The sequence below is a fragment of the Cardinium endosymbiont of Oedothorax gibbosus genome (genome assembly GCF_936981045.1).
Classification (GTDB): Bacteria; Bacteroidota; Bacteroidia; order Cytophagales; family Amoebophilaceae; genus Cardinium.
Map to the genome: position 1 here is coordinate 879171 of NZ_OW441264.1, position 19521 is coordinate 898691.

Annotated in this window: 13 protein-coding genes and 9 pseudogenes; 14 read left to right on the forward strand and 8 right to left on the reverse strand. The window is 36.1% G+C overall.

Translation table 11 applies throughout. The features are described from left to right. Window positions 1–263: 263 nt before the first annotated feature. Window positions 264–596, reverse strand: coding sequence for a DUF4158 domain-containing protein (locus tag NBW36_RS04110; protein ID WP_250237967.1), 333 nt, complete (start codon window positions 594–596; stop codon window positions 264–266). 117 nt (window positions 597–713) lie between these two features. Between NBW36_RS04110 and NBW36_RS04115 the strand changes: the two genes are divergently transcribed. The 6 genes and pseudogenes from NBW36_RS04115 to NBW36_RS04135 form a co-directional block, all read left to right on the forward strand. Then, complete coding sequence (locus tag NBW36_RS04115; RefSeq protein ID WP_250237968.1) at window positions 714–1106, forward strand: hypothetical protein; 393 nt, start codon at window positions 714–716, stop codon at window positions 1104–1106. A gap of 569 nt (window positions 1107–1675) precedes the next feature. Then, window positions 1676–2275 (forward strand): annotated as a pseudogene (locus NBW36_RS04120) (IS6 family transposase); the annotation flags it as partial. Between the two features lie 488 nt (window positions 2276–2763). Continuing rightward, complete coding sequence (gene ltrA / locus NBW36_RS04125; protein ID WP_250237969.1) at window positions 2764–3840, forward strand: group II intron reverse transcriptase/maturase; 1077 nt, start codon at window positions 2764–2766, stop codon at window positions 3838–3840. Between the two features lie 12 nt (window positions 3841–3852). Then, the gene (locus NBW36_RS05665; protein ID WP_369127317.1) at window positions 3853–3957 is read left to right on the forward strand and encodes a group II intron maturase-specific domain-containing protein; all 105 of its coding nucleotides are present in this window, start codon (window positions 3853–3855) and stop codon (window positions 3955–3957) included. A gap of 100 nt (window positions 3958–4057) precedes the next feature. Further along, window positions 4058–4918: pseudogene (locus tag NBW36_RS04130) on the forward strand (IS982 family transposase). 576 nt (window positions 4919–5494) lie between these two features. Continuing rightward, window positions 5495–5602: pseudogene (locus NBW36_RS04135) on the forward strand (IS6 family transposase); the annotation flags it as partial. An 84-nt stretch (window positions 5603–5686) separates the two neighbouring features. Here the strand turns inward: NBW36_RS04135 and NBW36_RS04140 are convergent. From NBW36_RS04140 to NBW36_RS04150, 3 genes and pseudogenes are all read right to left on the reverse strand, one after another. Next, window positions 5687–6163, reverse strand: a complete 477-nt coding sequence (locus NBW36_RS04140; RefSeq protein ID WP_250237970.1) for an HIT family protein — start codon at window positions 6161–6163, stop codon at window positions 5687–5689. 235 nt (window positions 6164–6398) lie between these two features. Next, a complete protein-coding gene (locus tag NBW36_RS04145) occupies window positions 6399–7460 on the reverse strand; it encodes an Mrp/NBP35 family ATP-binding protein (protein WP_250237972.1) in 1062 nt (353 codons plus the stop codon). A gap of 136 nt (window positions 7461–7596) precedes the next feature. Continuing rightward, window positions 7597–8304, reverse strand: a pseudogene (locus tag NBW36_RS04150) (IS6 family transposase). Window positions 8305–8351: 47 nt separating this feature from the next. On the opposite strand from NBW36_RS04150, the gene NBW36_RS04155 reads away from it, so the two are divergent. The 3 genes and pseudogenes from NBW36_RS04155 to NBW36_RS04165 form a co-directional block, all read left to right on the forward strand. After that, complete coding sequence (locus tag NBW36_RS04155; RefSeq protein ID WP_256465611.1) at window positions 8352–8723, forward strand: IS110 family transposase; 372 nt, start codon at window positions 8352–8354, stop codon at window positions 8721–8723. Window positions 8724–8944: 221 nt separating this feature from the next. Further along, entirely contained in the window at window positions 8945–9403 is a 459-nt protein-coding gene (locus NBW36_RS04160) for a transposase (RefSeq protein ID WP_250237975.1), read from the forward strand. A 370-nt stretch (window positions 9404–9773) separates the two neighbouring features. Beyond that, a pseudogene (locus NBW36_RS04165) lies at window positions 9774–10328 on the forward strand (IS3 family transposase); the annotation flags it as partial. Window positions 10329–10593: 265 nt separating this feature from the next. Here NBW36_RS04165 and NBW36_RS04170 read toward each other — a convergent pair. Further along, window positions 10594–11475: pseudogene (locus NBW36_RS04170) on the reverse strand (IS982 family transposase). 575 nt (window positions 11476–12050) lie between these two features. Between NBW36_RS04170 and NBW36_RS04175 the strand changes: the two are divergent. The 5 genes from NBW36_RS04175 to obgE all read left to right on the forward strand — a co-directional run bounded on the left by NBW36_RS04175 (window position 12051) and on the right by obgE (window position 18060). Beyond that, complete coding sequence (locus tag NBW36_RS04175; protein WP_250237977.1) at window positions 12051–13046, forward strand: ribonucleotide-diphosphate reductase subunit beta; 996 nt, start codon at window positions 12051–12053, stop codon at window positions 13044–13046. A 210-nt stretch (window positions 13047–13256) separates the two neighbouring features. Then, window positions 13257–13799 carry a GNAT family N-acetyltransferase gene (locus NBW36_RS04180; RefSeq protein WP_250238004.1) on the forward strand — a complete coding sequence of 181 codons (543 nt, stop codon included), beginning with the start codon at window positions 13257–13259 and terminating at the stop codon, window positions 13797–13799. 170 nt (window positions 13800–13969) lie between these two features. Next, window positions 13970–16300, forward strand: a complete 2331-nt coding sequence (locus tag NBW36_RS04185; RefSeq protein ID WP_250238005.1) for a ribonucleoside-diphosphate reductase subunit alpha — start codon at window positions 13970–13972, stop codon at window positions 16298–16300. 174 nt (window positions 16301–16474) lie between these two features. After that, complete coding sequence (locus NBW36_RS04190; RefSeq protein ID WP_250238006.1) at window positions 16475–17053, forward strand: adenylate kinase; 579 nt, start codon at window positions 16475–16477, stop codon at window positions 17051–17053. Window positions 17054–17058: 5 nt separating this feature from the next. Next, window positions 17059–18060, forward strand: a complete 1002-nt coding sequence (gene obgE, locus NBW36_RS04195) for a GTPase ObgE (RefSeq protein WP_250239138.1) — start codon at window positions 17059–17061, stop codon at window positions 18058–18060. Window positions 18061–18397: 337 nt separating this feature from the next. Here the strand turns inward: obgE and NBW36_RS04200 are convergent. From NBW36_RS04200 to NBW36_RS04210, 3 pseudogenes are all read right to left on the reverse strand, one after another. Then, a pseudogene (locus NBW36_RS04200) lies at window positions 18398–18787 on the reverse strand (IS1634-like element ISCca6 family transposase); the annotation flags it as partial. A gap of 75 nt (window positions 18788–18862) precedes the next feature. Next, a pseudogene (locus NBW36_RS04205) lies at window positions 18863–19099 on the reverse strand (DDE-type integrase/transposase/recombinase); the annotation flags it as partial. Between the two features lie 29 nt (window positions 19100–19128). Then, window positions 19129–19500, reverse strand: a pseudogene (locus NBW36_RS04210) (transposase); the annotation flags it as partial. Window positions 19501–19521 lie beyond the last annotated feature (21 nt).

A 19521-nucleotide genomic window follows, 5' to 3' on the forward strand; every position in this document is an offset into this window, starting at 1 on the left:
ATAAAGGCTGGGTTTTCCCGGTTCTTTTTTTACATCCTTTCTAAAAGCGTTTTCTTTATTATCACACTCATCTGTGTTGTATCACTGAGTCTGGCATAAATGGAATTTAAAATCGTTGCTTCATAATGATAAGTTGCCGAACGAACAACCCTTTCCAGATGTGCCATTGCCAGTGGTTCTGTTCGCTGATCACGGAACCAGTCAAGAGCAGCCTCTTTGGCATGAGGCGCCTTCGGATCCATAGGTAATACTTCAACACATAATCAGTTAAAAAGTTTTCTTAGTTCAGTATCAGAGGAAGGACGATATCCAAGTAAACGACAAATAGCCTGACGATGTCGTTGACCCTGGCGATCGGTAGGTTCGTACAAAGAAAAAATATTGTCAGGAACCCCGAGTTGTTGAGAAAAGTACTCAATAACATCAGAACTGATATCCTCGACCGATCCAGGAAACTTGCCGTATACCTTCATAAATTTTAACTGGACAGAAAATCCAAAGCGACCTTTATCAGTCATGCTAGTCAATAAAGAAATTTGCCCTGGAGTCAATAGCCAGACATCTTTCCATTCAGATTTATCTTGCCAGTCATACATAAATATTCCAGTACCTGTGAATACTATAAGATACTACTCTTCTTCTTGAAAGATGTCGCAAATGCCGTCATATTGTAGCTCCGCTTCCATTGGAAGTAACCAGTTTCTTGCCCATTCTTGGTCTTTGTTTTCGATCTGTGGGGATGCATGTGGTTCGATCTGTGGTTCGGCATGTGGTTCGGCATGTGGTTCGGCATGTGGTTCGACCTGTGGTTCGACCTGTGGTTCGACCTGTGGTTCGACCTGTGGTTCGACCTGTGGTTCGACCTGTGGTTCGGCATGTGGTTCGGCATGTGGTTCGGCATGTGGTTCGGCATGTGGTTCGACCTGTGGTTCGGCATGTGGTTCGACCTGTGGTTCGACCTGTGGTTCGACCTGTGGGGATGCATGTGGTTCGGTCTGTGGTTCGGTCTGTGGTTCGGTCTGTGGTTCGGCCTGTGGTTCGACCTGTGGGGATGCATGTGGTTCGGCCTGTGGTTCGACCTGTGGGGATGCATGTGTTGTTGTTAGTGCTGGTGTGGTTGGTTTGTGCTGTTGTGATTGGTAGCTACTGTTCCTGCTGGTGTAGTTGTTGTGGTTGGTTTCTGCTGGTGTGGTTGTTGTAGTTATTTCTGCTGTTTCTGCTGTTGTGGTTTCTGTTATTGGTTGATTTTGTGTTGTTGTTGCATTATCCCCATCTATATCTGCAATTAATCTATCTGTTAGTCTATTTTTGCATTCAGCTCCAGTTAAAACCACTATAGCAAAGTACAATGCAGTACGCTTTGAAAAGATTTTTATGTTGTGTTCCATTCTTAATAAGGTTTTCGTATGGTTTTCGATTGCTTTAATCGATGCTTATATAGCTACCATCTAAGGTATAAGCCTATAAACTGGAGCTTGCAATACTTCATTTAGATAGCAATTTTAAGTAAGTTTCTATAATTATACAAATATCGCATATGGAAATTTTATATTATTTTTAAGTAGCAGAGTATTTTTATACTGAAATACAATTGGATAAATAAAGATTTTCGGTTTTGTCGCGTTTATTCTAAAAAATCATTATTTCAGTATCTGCAGTTAAAAAAGTAGTTATTATGTTTAATATTTCGCCCAAATTATTACCTTATTTTAAGGGCTATTGTTCTTCAGCAGAAGTCATCCTGTTATTTGTCTAGATGAAGTATTGTTTTTCCTTGAGCTATAGAGATTTGGAAGATATGATGCGTATGAGAGGCGCAAGAGTTGATCATTCTACGCTACAAAGATGGGTTATTAAGTTTGTTCCTCTTATAGATGAAGCAGTAAGCAAAAGAAAACGACCAGTTGGTGGTAGTTGGAGAATGGATGAAACCTATGTTAAACTAAACGGGAAGTGGATCTATTTATATAGAGCAGTAGATCGTTATGGTGATACAGTTGACTTTTTTCTATCTGAGCATAGAGACAAGTCTGCAGCTTTTTCTTTTTTTCGTAAGGCGATCACAGAAAATAATATTCCTAAGAAAGTAGTAATTGACAAAAGCGGTAGTAATAAAGCTGCCCTTGATACGATCAATACAGAACTTGATCAAGATCATACTATTCAAATATTTCAAAACAAATACTTGAATAATAGAGTTGAACAAGATCATAGGTTTATCAAAAAACGGCTAAAACCTATGCTTAGTTTTAAGTGTTTTAAGTCTGCAGCCATTGCACGCCGGCACAGGTGTGCAACAAATGGGGTGTAAGTCCCCTGACTCTAATTTGTCTATTTCGGGAGTCTAGCAGGAGGTTGGATTTGTGGGGTGATTCACAGGTTTAAGTTACCTTTAAATGCATCTGCAAAATAGCGGGCTGCAACAAAAGTGAACCTAAATTAGCCTCGTTAAGCCGTTTAAGCGCATTTGCCGACTATCTAGTGGCTACAGGAAGGCTGATAGTAGGATGGAAAAAATAGACCATGACCATCATACAAGTGCCGGGGTGTTAGGGGTTGCACGCTATGAATGTTTCACATCGTAGTCCGGGAGATCTGATATGAATCCAGTAGGCCACTGGAAACTTTATTGTATAAGTAAAGCGAAATCAATAAGGGTGATATCAGAAGTCCGCGGGGTCTATAATACCGTTCGTATTGATTGGGAAACCACTCAAGAGGAAAGGGACCCTACTTCAGTTAACGAGTTTAAAAGAGTTGAGAATGTCTGATTGCCCTAAAGCTATGAACGGAACATTAAAAGTTCAGCAACTCCAAAGAACTCTATATCTCAAATCCAAGCAATGTAAGGAAGTCAGATTTTATAGTATATATGATAAAATTTATCTAAAAGATGTACTTTGGGAAGCTTGGCGTCAAGTCAAAGCAAATCAAGGTTCAGCAGGGATTGATGGTAAAAGCATAAGTGATATAATAGATCAAGGTGAGGCAAAGATTATCAATAAATTGCAGCAGCAACTACGCGCAAAGCTATACAAATTTACCTCAAGCAGGTTGGTAGAAATACCCAAAGCTAAAGGTGGAACAAGGCCACTAGAGGTAATGACCGTAGAAGATCTCATAGTGCTCACAGCAATGAAAATAGTCATTGAACCGATCTTCGAAGCTGATTTTCACGAATGTTCATACGGCTATAGACCGAAACGAGGAGCCAAACAAGCGAGTTTAGTGATCCGAGAAGATCTATACCAGCAGGCATGGGGCGTAGTTGAGATTGATTTTCAATCATACTTTATTAGCATCCCACACGAAAAGTTATTAAAACTTATTAGTAAAAGGATAGCAGATGGCAGTATGTTGAAGCTAATTAAACAAACCCTAACAACGTCAATAGTAAAACAAGGTAAAATTACATGCAAGAAAGTTGGAGTACCGCAAGGATCACCAATATCACCGTTGTATAGTAATATCTACCTAAATGTTATAGACCAAGTGTGGCACTCAAGGGGGTATCCAGAAAAGCTAAGCGCAACCTTGCATAGGTATTGTGATGATGCAATTTTGGTATGTCGTAAGAGTGCTAGCTTAGCGCTGGAGAAATTCACAGAATTAGTAAAGAGGTTATCGCTCATTATTAACCACCAAAAGACACGAATAACGAAACTGAAAGAAGGCTTTAACTTCATAGGTTTTTACTTTGTAAAAAGAAAGAGTCCAACAAGTGGCAGAAATAGCATTTATGTATTTCCAACGAAACAATCCCAACAAAGCATCCGTAACAGACTAAAATACCTGACTTGTAGAAGAGCACCAATCAAACCTCAAGCATTCATCGAGTAAATAAAACCAGTAGTGTTAGGATGGGTTAACTATTTTAAACATACGAATTCCAGTGAAGCTTTTGTTAGATTGCAGGACTTTATTAATAACCGATTTCGCAGATACTTAACCACCTGAGTTCGGGATTAGCTTGTTAAAAAATAGCTTTAAAAAGTTCCTTTGTGTTTTAAATTTGGAGATAAAAAAATACTAACCAGATTATCCAAAGGAGCCAGTTATGAATGTAGAAAAGTTAGTTGAAATATATTATGCTGTTAATGAATTTCTCATAAAGTTTATGCCGTATATGGAAAAACAACTGTTAACCAACTCTAAAAGAAAACCCACTAGAATTTGTTCATTAACTTTGAGTGAAATAATGACTGTTCTTATTGCCTTTCATGTGATTGGTTTTAGAAATTTTAAGTCTTATTATATTCATTTACAGCAATTTCATTCTAGTGAATTTGGAAAGTTAGTAAGCTAGAATAGATTTATAGAACTGATCCAAAGAACGTTAGTTCCCTTGTACTGTTTTACACAAAGTCTTTCTAAAACAAAAACAGGTTGTTATTTTATGGATGCAACAGCCATCAAGGTTTGCCATATCAAAAGAGCCTATACGCACAGGGTTTTTAAATCGATTGCTACTAAAGGTAAAACCAGCACCGGTTGGTTTTTTGGATTAAAGTTGCACTTGATAGTCAATTATTTAGGAGAAATTATGAATTTTCAACTGACCATAGGTAAAACTAATGATAGGCTTCCTGTAGAAAATTTGTGTAAACACTTCATGGGTAAAATGTTTGCCGATAAAGGTTACATAAGCAAAGATTTATTTGAAAAACTGATGGAAAAAGGCGTGGAACTCATTACCCAAATCAGAAAAAATATGAAAAATGCTTTTATGCCACTCTGGGATAAACTGATGCTTAGAAAACGATCTATAATTGAAACTATTATAGATCAGCTCAAAAATATTAGCCAGATAGAACATTCCAGGCATAGAAGCATACCTAATTTTCCAGTCAATTTGATAGCTGGAATTACAGCTTATGGACTAAAAGAGAAAAAACCTTCTATAACTAATATAACGTGAGTTCGGGATTAGATTATTTTTTCATTTGATAATCAATATTAATAAAAATTTATAAAATTTGTTTTATTAGACAATTAAATAGGTAGTTGAATAACAAATAATTCTGGTAATCAGTTTATTATATATGTTATATTTATAAAATTAGATATAAAAACTTGTTAAATAAGTGCAAATATTAACTAAATAATTGATATTAAATTGTTGTAAATCAGTCGAATAAATCCCGAACTCACGTTAATATATATATGACTGGTTCACAATACGTCTAATCCCGAACTGAGGTTAACCCATAGAAGAAAAGGCCGTGGGTGTGGGTGGCAAAGCTATCCCAATAGCAAACTCTATACAATGGGGATGTTGTAATTGGTAGTGGAATGATTAAGTATCCTGAGAAAGTTGTGCGAGGTTTATGAAGAAGACTGCCGGACCGCCGTATTCGGGAAAACTGAACGTACGGTGAGATGAGAAGGGAATGGGTAAACAATGAAGAATCAAGTTAGTCAGTTACTGTATTGCGAGCAATCAGAAGCAATAGATATGCTTAATTTTAAGTGTCCACCCATTTCTTTACTCTAGACCATTGCAGGGATAGAAAACATTTGTATGATTCAAAAAGGACAAGTAATCGGAGCTAAAAATCATCTTTCTACTTTTGAGAATTTTGTTATGCTAATGGCCGAATAATAATCAATATATATCCAAAACTTCACTTAAAAGAAAAGACGTTACTAACGAAAATATAGACGCGACAGAACCTCCAAATGGGTACTAACTTTTTAAAAAATTAGCTATTTGCATTAATTTTTCATCTGATTCCCGTTCTGCATCGTGAGAGGAAATGTAACCAGGATATCTGTCAAATTTAGTTTTAATAGTGGTTGCAAGCCTCTTCCAGCTACCATCTTTGGTTCCATGCAGAGGGATCAATTTAGCATGTAAGTGGTTAACGCCATACCCTTCAAATACAAGAGCTGTTCTCTCAACGGTTGGAAATTTATGGACCAACAAGTCGGACACTTGTTTGGCTGCTCCCATTAAGTCATTGATCTCTTCTGATGCATGATCAAAAATATAACTGCTCAGGTGGTGCTTAGGGATCACCACTGTAAACCCTTCTGTATTAGGAAATATGGATAGAAAAGCCATATAATCTATATCCTCCCATATTTTATTAGAAGGTGCCAATCCTGCTACAATCTTACAAAAAACACATTCTTGTGTGGATACATCAGTAGGTAAGTGCATGGTATCTTAGGTATGTTATCTTTGCTTGCAATCTTTTTAATCATCTATTTGCTTCAACTGGCCAAACTACCGTTAAAAGTAATCAATAGTTTAGACTACATTAGACGCTTTAAATTTAGTCAACAAATCTAAACAAATCAAGCTTAGTATAAGCTATCCCACCATCTATTGCGTAGATAGAGGCGACCCCAAAAAATGGACCGTTTCAGTTGACACTCTTTCCTGAATAGTGATCCTATTGATATATGGCATTTTGGATAGCTACTTGTTGTGCTAGCATTGCAGCAATTTTATTAAAAGGCATAATTGGTTTATAGGGCATGGTACCTAAATCGCCCTGTTGGCAAATCATGGAAAGCAGTGGAATTTGGCCTAAAAAAGGTATGGATTCGTTTTCTGCTAGCAGTTTGCCCCCATCCTTTCCAAAAATATAATATGGATTGCTTGCATCTTCTTTTTCTGTTAGAAAATAAGACATATTTTCTATCAATCCCAAGATGGGCACTTTGATTTGTTCTTTTTTAAACATAGCAATTGCCTTTATGGCATCGATTAATGCAATTTTTTGCGGTGTAGTAACCACTACAGCGCCTGTAATGGAAACCGTTTGCACCAAAGTAAGATGAATATCACTGGTGCCGGGGGGAAGGTCAATCAATAAATAGTCTAATGCACCCCAATCTGCATCCTGTAATAATTGCTTAAAAGCCGCACTGGCCATAGGCCCACGCCATACAATGGCCTCTTGCATATTGGATAAAAAGCCAATAGAAAGCAACTTCACATTATGACGGTTTATAGGAATGATATGGTTCTTGCCGTCCCGTTTGACCACAGTTGGTTTGGTGGTTTCGCAACCCCACATGGTAGGAATAGATGGCCCAAATATATCCGCATCTAAAAGTCCTACATACGCACCATGGTTGGATAGTGCAAGCGCCAAATGTGTAGCAATGGTAGATTTGCCAACGCCACCCTTTCCAGAAGCAACAGCGATAATATTTTTGACGCCAGGCAGTATAGAAGAGGATCGGGAACGTCCCGAAGTGACTGTTGATGTGAACGTAATTACAATTTCAAAATCATCTATTACCTCTTGACGAATGGCTTGTATACATGCCTGTTTTATCATTTTTTGTAATGGGCAGGCTGGGGTAGTCAGTATAATGGTAAAAGAAATGGTAGCGCCATCTATATACAGCTGATCAATCATTCCCAAGGACACTAAATCTTTTTTTAAATCAGGATCATCTACCTTACGTAAAGCTTCTAATACCCTTGTTTTTAATGTGTTCATGATTGTCTGTTTCAGTTCATCGTACGCATTTGGCCCTTATATTATAGATAGGTGGATAACATCCGGTTCTGTCGCGTCTATATTTTCGTTAGTAACGTCTTTTCTTTTAAGTGAAGTTTTAGATATATATTGGGTATTATTCGGCCATTAGCATAACAAAATTCTCAAAAGTAGAAAGATGATTTTTAGCTCCGATTACTTGTCCTTTTTGAATCATACAAATGTTTTCTATCCCTGCAATGGTAATGGCTGCAGTCTTAAAACACTTAAAACTAAGCATAGGTTTTAGCCGTTTTTTGATAAACCTATGATCTTGTTCAACTCTATTATTCAAGTATTTGTTTTGAAATATTTGAATGGTATGATCTTGATCAAGTTCTGTATTGATCGTATCAAGGGCAGCTTTATTACTACCGCTTTTGTCAATTACTACTTTCTTAAGAATATTATTTTCTGTGATCGCCTTACGAAAAAAAGAAAAAGCTGCAGACTTGTCTCTATGCTCAGATAGAAAAAAGTAAACTGTATCACCATAACGATCTACTGCTCTATATAAATAGATCTACTTCCCCTTTAGTTTAACATAGGTTTCATCCATTCTCCAACTACCACCAACTGGTCGTTTTCTTTTGCTTACTGCTTCATCTATAAGAGGAACAAACTTAATAACCCATCTTTGTAGCGTAGAATGATCAACTCTTGCGCCTCTCATACGCATCATCTCTTCCAAATCTCTATAGCTCAAGGAAAAACGACACTTCATCTAGACAAATAACAGGATGACTTCTGCTGAAGAACAATAGCCCTTAAAATAAGGTAATAATTTGGGCGAAATATTAAACATAATAACTACTTTTTTAACTACAGATACTAAAATAATGATTTTTTAGAATAAACGCGACAGAACCTAAGAATGATCCCAAAGGAATTGAAACCTTTTTAGCTCAACTTGATAAAACAACGCATCACTGTGTCTTAGAAGCCACAGGCAACTATGTCGCTTTATTACTGCAGATACTTACAGAGCATGAAATAGTTGTGTCGATGGTCAATCCCAAGCAAACCAAACATTTTGCTCGGATGATGCTAGTTATAACCAAAACCGATAAGGTAGATGCCCAACTTATTGCCCTTGATGGAGAAAAGATGCAACCTGCCCCTTACAGAATGCTTCCCCAAAATATACAAGGGTTAAATCAACAAAAAACGCTTCTTGTTCAGCTAAAAAAACAACTTACTAACGTGAGTTCGGGATTTATTTGACTGATTTACAACAATTTAATATCAATTATTTAGTTAATATTTGCACCTATTTAACAAGTTTTTATATCTAATTTTATAAATATAATATATATAATAAAATGATTATCAGAATTATTTGTTATTCAACTACCTATTTAACTGTCTATAAAACAAATTTTATAAATTTTTATTAATATTGATTATCAAATGAAAAAATAATCTAATCCCGAACTCACGTTACTATGTTCTATAATCTGCTAGAGTCTTTTAATGTGTTGCCTCAAGCAGATGACTTCGCCTTAAGAACACTCAAGGAAACTATAGCCTGCCTGGAAGAACAGATAGAGCTTCTGGAGCAACAAATGCTTTCTATCACCCAGGAGAGCTATAATGAGCTCTATAAGCGCATTAGTTCTATTAAGGGCATTGGAGATAGAACCGCTCTGCAGCTTATTGTTTCCACTGGAGGGGGGGAACATTTTCAAAGGGCTAAACAGTTTTCTAAGTTCATTGGCTTAGCTCCTAGTTATGAGCATTCAGGCTCTTCCATAAGGAAGAAGGGGCATATCAACCGTCATGGGAACTCCCAGCTGCGTTCTTTGCTCTATATGGCTTCTTGGTCTGCTATACGGTTTAATAAACGTGAGTTCGGGATTAGATTATTTTTTCATTTGATAATCACTATCAATGAAAATTTATAAAATTTGTTTTATTAGACAATTAAATAGGTAGTTGAATAACAAATAATTCTGGTAATCAGTTTATTATATATGTTATATTTATAAAATTAGATATAAAAACTTGTTAAATAAGTGCAAATATTAACTAAGTAATTGATATTAAATTGTTGTAAATCAGTCAAATAAATCCCGAACTCACGTGATTAGACAAGTGTTTGCTATTCTTAGGGACCATACTTGCTATATTGATGGGTACCTTTCTAAGCTGAAAGTAACTTCTTAGCAGTTAAGAGAAGACTTTTAGGAGCATCTTAAAGCGCTCTTGTTTGAGATTAATGAACCAAATAATTATAAAAATTTCTACGATCAGATTTGTTTTTTAACATAGTTCGTATATAGTTACTTGTTGGATAAATATTGGGTCAACGCTGGTACAACAAAGCAGGTGCATGTACCTAAACCGAATCAAGTTTGGAGTGGGGATATTACTTATATTCGCACCAGTATTGGGTTTATCTACCTCTCAGCTATTATAGATTGGCACAGTAAAGCCATATTGAGTTATAAGGTATCCAATACTATGGATACAACGCTTGTAATAGATACCTTGCAAGAGGCACTGAGTAAATATCCTCCACCAGAATGCTTTAATAGTGATCAAGGCAGTCAATATACTAGTCATAAGCATACAGACTTATTAAAAAGGCATAATATTCAAATTTCTATGAATGGCAGAGGTAGAAGCATTGATAATATTGTAATGGAAAGATTTTTTACAACCCTAAAATATAATTCCATATTTATCAATGATTTTAAAAATATTAAAGTGTTAAAAGAGGGAATTAACAGGTACATTACTAAATACAATTACCAAAGGTTTCATTCTAGTATTAACTATCAAAAACCTATGAACGTCCATCTTAACCATGTAAAATTGGTAGACTAGCAAATGGGAAAAAATAGAAAATAAAATTAAGAAAAAAATGTCCGAATAAATCAGTCCAGTATAGTCTTTCTAAAACCCATACACAACACGTTTTGGAAGCAATAGCCTATAACTTATACAGGTCGCCAAATAGCATATTAAAAGGTGTTTAGGCGAATGGTCTATCAAAAATGAACTGAAATAAACCTGAAAACCAATAAATAATAAGAATATTTAGACCCATAACACTAAAAATCAAAAAAATAATACTAACCCCAGTTCGGGATTAGACGTATTGTGAACCAGTCATATATATATTAGTTATAGAAGGTTTTTTCTCTTTTAGTGCATAAGCTGTAATTCCAGCTATCAAATTGACTAGAAAATTAGGTATGCTTCTATGCCTGGAATGTTCTATCTGGCTAATATTTTTGAGCTGATCTATAATAGTTTCAATTATAGATCGTTTTCTAAGCATCAGTTTATCCCAGAGTGGCATAAAAGCATTTTTCATATTTTTTCTGATCTGGATAATGAGTTCCACGCCTTTCTCGATCAGTTTTTCAAATAAATCTTTGCTTATGTAACCTTTATCGGCAAACATTTTACCCATCAAGTGTTTACACAAATTTTCTACAGGAAGCCTATCATTAGTTTTACCTGTGGTCAGTTGAAAATTCATAATTTCTCCTAAATCATTGACTATCAAGTGCAACTTTAATCCAAAAAACCAACCGGTGCTGGTTTTACCTTTAGTAGCAATCGATTTAAAAACCCTGTGCGTATAGGCTCTTTTGATATGGCAAACCTTGATGGCTGTTGCATCCATAAAATAACAACCTGTTTTTGTTTTAGAAAAACTTTGTGTAAAACAGTACAAGGGAACTAACGTTCTTTGGATCAGTTCTATAAATCTATTCTAGCTTACTAATTTTCCAAATTTACTAGAATAAAATTGCTGTAAATGAATATAATAAGACTTAAAATTTCTAAAACCAATCACATGAAAGGCAATAAGAACAGTCATTATTTCACTCAAAGTTAATGAACAAGTTCTAGTGGGTTTTCTTTTAGAGTTGGTTAACAGTTGTTTTTCCATATACGGCATAAACTTTATGAGAAATTCATCAACAGCATAATATATTTCAACTAATTTTTCTACATTCATAACTAGCTCCTTTGGGTAATCTGGTTAGTATTTTTTTATCTCCAAATTTAAAACACAAAGGAGCTTTTTAAAGCTATTTTTTAACAAGCTAATCCCGAACTTAGGTTATAAAGCAGGTGCTAAGGCCAGATTCAGGCATTCAGATTAGATTATTTATTTAGTTTTCAATTAAATGAATTTGATGCAATTGGGGTAAACCGCATTAGAAATTATGGGTAACGTGAGTTCGGGATTTATTTGACTGATTTACAACAATTTAATATCAATTATTTAGTTAATATTTGCACCTATTTAACAAGTTTTTATACCTAATTTTATAAATATAATATATATAATAAACTGATTACCAGAATTATTTGTTATTAAACTACCTATTTAATTGTCTATAAAATAAATTTTATAAATTTTCATTGATATTGATTATCAAATGAAAAAATAATCTAATCCCGAACTCAGGTGGGTAGTGTTGAACCTTTGGTTGCATTTAGCTAAGTTTGTTGTACACATCAGTTTATGGCCTTAATTATAGCCTTAAATTATATGCCACTTACCAACTCGTAAAACGAAAAAATCAAATGAGCAACCATACTTATGCAGATGAACCTCTTTTGCAAGAGAATAAAAATAGATTTGTTTTATTTCCTATTGAGCATCACGATATCTGGAGCTTTTATAAGCAAGCAGAGGCCAGTTTTTGGACCGCGGAAGAGATCGATCTTAGTCAAGATATAAAAGACTGGGAAAACTTAACATCTGGTGAAAAGCATTTTATTACCCATGTGCTTGCTTTTTTTGCTGCCAGCGATGGTATTGTAAATGAAAATTTGGTTCAAAATTTTTCCAATGAAGTACAGTATACAGAGGCCAAGTTTTTTTACGGATTCCAGATTGCTATTGAAAACATCCATTCTGAAGCCTACTCTTTACTGATCGATACCTATGTCAAAGATCCTAAAGAACGCCATAGGTTATTCAACGCCATTGAAACCATTGAGTGGGTAGGCAAAAAAGCAGATTGGGCGCTGCGTTGGATTAACAAAGGTTCGTTTACAGAGCGATTAATTTCCTTTGCAGCGGTAGAAGGGATCTTCTTTTCTGGTAGTTTCTGTGCTATTTTTTGGCTTAAAAAAAGAGGATTAATGCCAGGACTAACCTTTTCTAATGAACTCATTTCCAGAGATGAAGGGCTACACTGTGATTTTGCTTGTTTGCTGTATAACCAACATATCAAACATAAACTCCCAGAGGAACGGGTTGCCCAAATTATAGCTGATGCAGTAGCAATTGAAAGTGAATTTGTATCCGATGCATTGCCGGTTAAACTGATTGGTATGAATGCAACGTTGATGACCCAATATATTCAGTTTGTTGCCGATAGACTACTATTAGAATTAGGATGCAAAAAAATCTATCATGTAACCAACCCATTTGATTTTATGGAAATGATTGCCTTGCAGGGTAAAACCAATTTCTTTGAAAAAAGGGTAGGCGAATACCAAAAATCAGGGGTCATGAGCAGCATCTCTGAAGACAAAGAAAAAGCGCGATTTAAACTAGATGAGGAGTTTTAGGGGCATATTTTTCGTAATAGGACCAACCAGTAACATGAATGCGCAATGCATCACTTTATGCGCAACTTGCGTTTAGTGTTAGAATATTCTTACGCCTGATAATCAAGTATATAAATATATTAACCTTCCAACCTGAGTGACACTTTTGATGGTACTAATATGAAGTAATAATCAGTTAAAAAGCTTTATACAATCTATATGTTCATTATAATGAATGGCATTAAAAACTTGTCAAAGGTTCCTAAATCAGTCGCGTTAAATAGAGATTTAATGATGAAGCAGTTAAATAAATCTCATACAGAAGTGTTATTCGCCTTAACAGATCAAAATAGATCATACTTGAACAGATGGTTACCTTGGGTAGATTCATGCATTAGTCAAAGTGATACTTTAAATTTTATCACTAGTGCCAATCATGGCCTTCTCAAAAATAGTGGACTTACATTTGGCATATTTTACAAGGGAAAAATTTCTGGAATGATAAGTTTTAATACGATTGATCTATCGGATGGTAAAGGTGAAATTGGTTATTTGATAGGGGAAGCATTTCAAGGCTTAGGCCTAGTGACACGCGCTTGTTCCAAACTTATTGATATTGGTTTCAACCAATTAGATTTAAAAGGACATTTTATTAGATGTGCGATAAAAAATACTAAGAGTCAAAGCATACCTATTCGTTTAGGATTTAAAAAAACTGAGCATGTACCAAAAAAAGAAAAGTCTTATCAGGTAATGGCATCAACTTTTGGCTGAACAGATAGCTGATTGCAACCCTATGTCGTTAACACATGGGGGTTGGATTAGGTATGATCAAACCATTAGCTAGTACCACTGTTAGGTACAATATAGGCAGTTCAGTAGTAACAAACTTAACACAGCACCGCTTATCATTCGATTAATAATCAAAAATTTATAAAAAGTAGATGTTAGTTGTAAAACGAGATGGACGTTTAGAATCCGTTAAATTCGATAAAATAACTGCTAGAATAGAGAAACTCTGTTATGGGTTAAATAGGGATTACATCGATGTTATTGTTATTGTTAAAAAGATTATTGAAGGGATTTATGATCGGGTAACTACCTCAGCTATAGATAACTTGGCGGCAGAAACAGTGGCAACGATGGCTGTGTACCATCCAGATTATGCCATCCTAGCTGCTCGCATAGCGATTTCCAATCTGCATAAAGAAACAAGTAAATCTTTTTCTAGTACTATAAAAAGGCTCTATACCTATGTAAATCCTTCAACTGGTCAGAACGCTGCCCTTATAGCCCAGGACATTTATAAAATTATTGCCAGCCATGCCGCAATTTTAGACAATTCCATTGTACATGAACGTGATTTTACCTACGATTTTTTTGGCTTTAAAACATTAGAACGTTCTTATCTGCTTAAAATAAATGGAAAGGTTGTGGAACGTCCTCAGTACATGTTGATGCGTGTAGCAGTAGGCATTCATGGTGATGATCTGGACGCTGTACTTGAAACCTACCAGCTCATGTCTGAAAAGTGGTTTATCCATGCCACCCCTACGCTTTTTAATGCAGGCACACCTAACTCACAGCTTTCTTCCTGTTTTTTATTAACGATGCAAAACGATAGCATTGAAGGCATTTACAATACCCTTACACAATGTGCAAAAATATCACAACATGCTGGAGGCATTGGATTAAGCATTCACAATATACGTGCCACAGGTTCTTATATTCGAGGGACCAATGGTATCTCTAATGGGATTGTGCCTATGTTGCGGAACTTTGATATGACGGCCCGCTACGTAGATCAAGGAGGGGGTAAACGCAAAGGTAGTTTTGCCATCTATCTAGAACCTTGGCATGCGGATATCTTTGATTTTTTAGAGTTGAAGAAAAATCATGGAAAAGAAGAAAGAAGAGCCAGGGATCTTTTCTATGGATTGTGGATCCCAGATTTATTTATGCAACGTGTAGAGGAAGATGAGATGTGGTCACTCTTTTGTCCCAACGAAGCACCAGGCCTCTCGGACTGCTATGGAGCAGCATTTGAACAAAAATACAAACAGTATGAACAAGAAGGCAAGGCACGTACCTCTATTAGAGCACAAACGCTTTGGTTTGCAATTCTGGAGTCTCAAATAGAAACAGGCACCCCTTATATGCTCTATAAAGATGCAGCCAACCAAAAGTCTAATCAAAAAAACTTGGGCACTATAAAGTCCAGTAACCTCTGTACAGAGATTATAGAATATGCTTCACCCGATGAAATTGCGGTTTGCAACCTTGCTTCTATTGCACTGCCGATGTTTGTAGATGGGGATCGATCTTTCGATCATACTAAATTATATTCGGTAACCTACTTGATCACTAAAAACCTTAACAAAGTGATCGATCGGAATTACTATCCTTTACCTGAAGCACGTACTTCTAACTTAAGGCACAGACCCATTGGTATTGGGGTACAGGGATTAGCAGATGCCTTTCTTAAAATGAAACTTGTTTTTGACAGTCCAGAAGCGCGATTACTCAACCAGGAAATTTTTGAGACCATTTACTTTACAGCATTAACGGCTTCTAAAGATTTGGCACGAGAAGAGGGGGTATATGAAAGCTACCCTGGATCCCCCATTTCTCAAGGTATTCTTCAATTTGATATGTGGAGCGTAACCCCTGCCTCCGGAAGATGGGATTGGGATCATTTACGTAAAGAAATAGGTCAATATGGTATAAGAAACGCACTATTGGTTGCGCCAATGCCCACAGCCTCTACTTCCCAAATACTGGGGAATAACGAATGCTTTGAACCCTATACCGCCAATATTTATACCCGAAGGGTGCTTTCTGGAGAGTTTATTGTGGTAAACAAATACCTACTAGAGGATCTCATCGAGCTTGGCCTTTGGAATGAACGGGTGAAAGAGGAGCTGATGATGGGCAATGGCTCCATTCAGCAGATTGAATGTATTCCGCAATACATTAAAAACCTGTATAGAACGGTTTGGGAGATTCCTCAAAAGTCTATTATCGATATGGCAGCAGACCGAGCTCCCTATATCTGTCAAAGCCAAAGCTTAAATCTTTATGTGAAGGATGCGACTATCGCTAAATTAACTTCTATGCATTTTTATGCTTGGAAAAAAGAACTGAAAACAGGCATGTATTACTTACGTACCAAGCCTGCAGCAGATGCTATTAAGTTTACCATACAAAAGAGAGAAAAAGTTGAAACACATTTTCCGGGTGAAGGAGAAGAAGAATGCTTAATGTGCAGTAGCTAGTTAACCTATAAAGGAATTTGCATCTTGCTTTTTTCTTGTTTTTGGCTAGTGGAGCCAGATGGATATGCTTTAACTTACCCGTTAAAAGTCTTTTAAGTACAAATTTTAAGCACCAGTAACCAATTTTCTTAATTGTATATTAATTTTTAGCTTTTTAAAAAATCATTTTCATTTATGTTTAATATTATTCTAGTGGGACCTCCTGGGTCGGGAAAAGGCACACAATCTGAACGAATGGTTCAAAAATATGGCTTTATACCGATTGCTTTGGGTGCTTTATTGCGCCAACAAATGGCAGAAAATGGGGCCAATAAAGCATTAATTGAAGGATACATAAACAGTGGTCAATTGGTACCAGATCATCTATCCTTTGAGTTGGTAACGCAATTGGTGCAAGCACAACCTTCCAATACATCTTTTTTATTTGACGGTTTTCCTAGAACCCTTGCACAGGTAACCTTCTTAGAGAATTTTTTAAAACAATTCCATGCTAAAACAGATGGCGTGATTTTTTTAGATGTACCCAGTGAGATCTTACTAAAACGTCTTAAAAATCGTGCAATCATTGAAGAAAGGCCTGATGACCAGGATGATAACAAAATCAAAACACGTATGCACATATATGAACAAGAGACGCTACCTATTGTGAACTATTATAAAGCCCAAGGGGAATTACATAGTGTAGATGGCACACAAAATGTGGATGAGGTAATAAAAGCGATTGAAACCATTATCGATGGACTAAGATCATAATGACCATGTCACTACCCAACTTTATTGATCACGTTAAGCTTTACCTACGCGCTGGAAAAGGAGGAGCTGGACGCATCCATTTCGTACGTGCCAAGTTTGTTCCAAAAGGAGGACCAGATGGAGGAGATGGTGGCCAAGGGGGCCATATTATTTTACGTGGTGTCAAACAGTATGGAACTTTACTCCATCTCAAATACCGAAAACATATCATTGCAACCAATGGGAAACCCGGTGGTGATAGCTGCAAAACAGGCGCCAGTGGAAAGGATGTGATTATAGATGTGCCATTAGGCACAGTAGCCAAAAGAGCAGATCATGACGAGGTATTGGTAGAGGTATTGGAGGACAAAAAAAAATATATCTTAATGCAAGGAGGGAAAGGTGGTTGGGGCAATACCCACTTTAAAACCCCTACCCATCAAACACCTCGTATTGCTTATCCAGGAGAAGCTGGAATGGAGGGTTGGATGGTATTGGAATTAAAATTATTGGCTGATGTAGGCCTTGTAGGACTACCGAATGCAGGTAAATCTACGCTGCTTTCGGTTGTATCAGCGGCTAAGCCCCGCATTGACAGCTATCCGTTTACTACTTTAGTACCCAACCTTGGTGTAGTAGCCTATCGAGCGCACCATTCTTTTGTAATGGCAGATATTCCAGGGATTATAGAGGGCGCAGCAGCTGGAAAGGGTTTAGGTACACGTTTTCTACGCCATATTGAACGCAATGCAGTCTTACTATTTATGGTTAGCGTAGAATCTAATGATATCAATAGGCATTATAAAATGTTGCTGCGCGAACTGGAAGTACATCATCCCTTATTGCTAGCCAAACCCAGGCTACTGGTTGTTTCAAAAATAGACTTGCTAGACCAAGCAACACGTAAAACTTTATTACAAAACTTACCTAAAGGCATAACATGCTGCCCTATTTCTGCTAGTACGGGAGAAGGTATTGTACGCCTTAAAGACTTCATCTGGGAAAAACTTGCTGCAATAAAATCATGATTTAAGCTTTGGTAAGATATAGTTAATAAATGCCTTGCAATCAGCGCTATATTTAAGCTTTGGTAAGATATAGTTAATAAATGCCTTGCAATCAGCGCTATATTTAAGCTTTGGTAAGATATAGTTAATAAATGCCTTGCAATCAGCGCTATAGTAACATACTGAGGCCATTGCAATAGAAAATTTTACATGGTTTTACTATAATAATTCGGACATATTTGTAATGTTTTTAGACTAGAAATATTATTGTTTATGTATTTTTAATACTTAAAAGTAACTTTTAGGCGATAATTACCTCTATCTTATAAAAACTTAGTTTTCTATTGCAACGGCCTCAGACCATTAAACATAGCGTTATCATCATCAGGGCTTGTATACGACTCTCTTTTTTTAGAAAGACAGAGGATACCTCAAAGGCATTACCTTTAATAAATCGAAATGCTTATTCTGTTTTGTGCTGATCTTTATACTCCTGCAGCATTTCCTGATCGCTTAAAGCATTGTTATCTAGTTGATTAGTAGCTAAAATAAATCGCCCCTGTTGGGAACGCAATAGGGCTATTCTGGACTCATTAGTAACTAGTTGCGTACGTAATTTATAACCTATGACAGTAGGTTTAGTATCCTTTTTAGGTCTTCCTTGTCCACTATGTTGGGTAACTTCTTCCACTTGTGTGACTGCTAAATCATGATATATAAATGGCTTACTGAGTAAAGCAAATGCTTTTCCGGTTCTGTCGCTTCTATATTTTCGTTAGTAACGTCTTTTCTTTTAAGTGAAGTTTTGGATATATATTGGTTATTATTCGGCCATTAGCATAACAAAATTCTCAAAAGTAGAAAGATGATTTTTAGCCCCGATTACTTGTCCTTTTTGAATTATAAGAATGTTTTCTATCCCTGCAATGGTAATGGCTGCAGACTTAAAACACTTAAAACTAAGCATAGGTTTTAGCCGTTTTTTGATAAACCTATGATCTTGTTCAACTCTATTATTCAAGTATTTTTTTTGAAATATTTGAATGGTATGATCTTGATCAGGAAGTGTTTACTAACCTCAGTTCGGGATTAGACGTATTGTGAACCAGTCATATATATATTAGTTATAGAAGGTTTTTTCTCTTTTAGTGCATAAGCTGTAATTCCAGCTATCAAATTGACTAAAAAATTAGGTATGCTTCTATGCCTGGAATGTTCTATCTGGCTAATATTTTTGAGCTGATCTATAATAGTTTCAATTATAGATCGTTTTCTAAGCATCAGTTTATCCCAGAGTGGCATAAAAGCATTTTTCATATTTTTTCTGATCTGGGTAATGAGTTCCACGCCTTTCTCGATCAGTTTTTTAAATAAATCTTTGCTTATGTAACCTTTATTGGCAAACATTTTACCCATGAAGTGTTTACACAAATTTTCTACAGGAAGCCTATCATTAGTTTGGTTCTGTCGCGTTTATTCTAA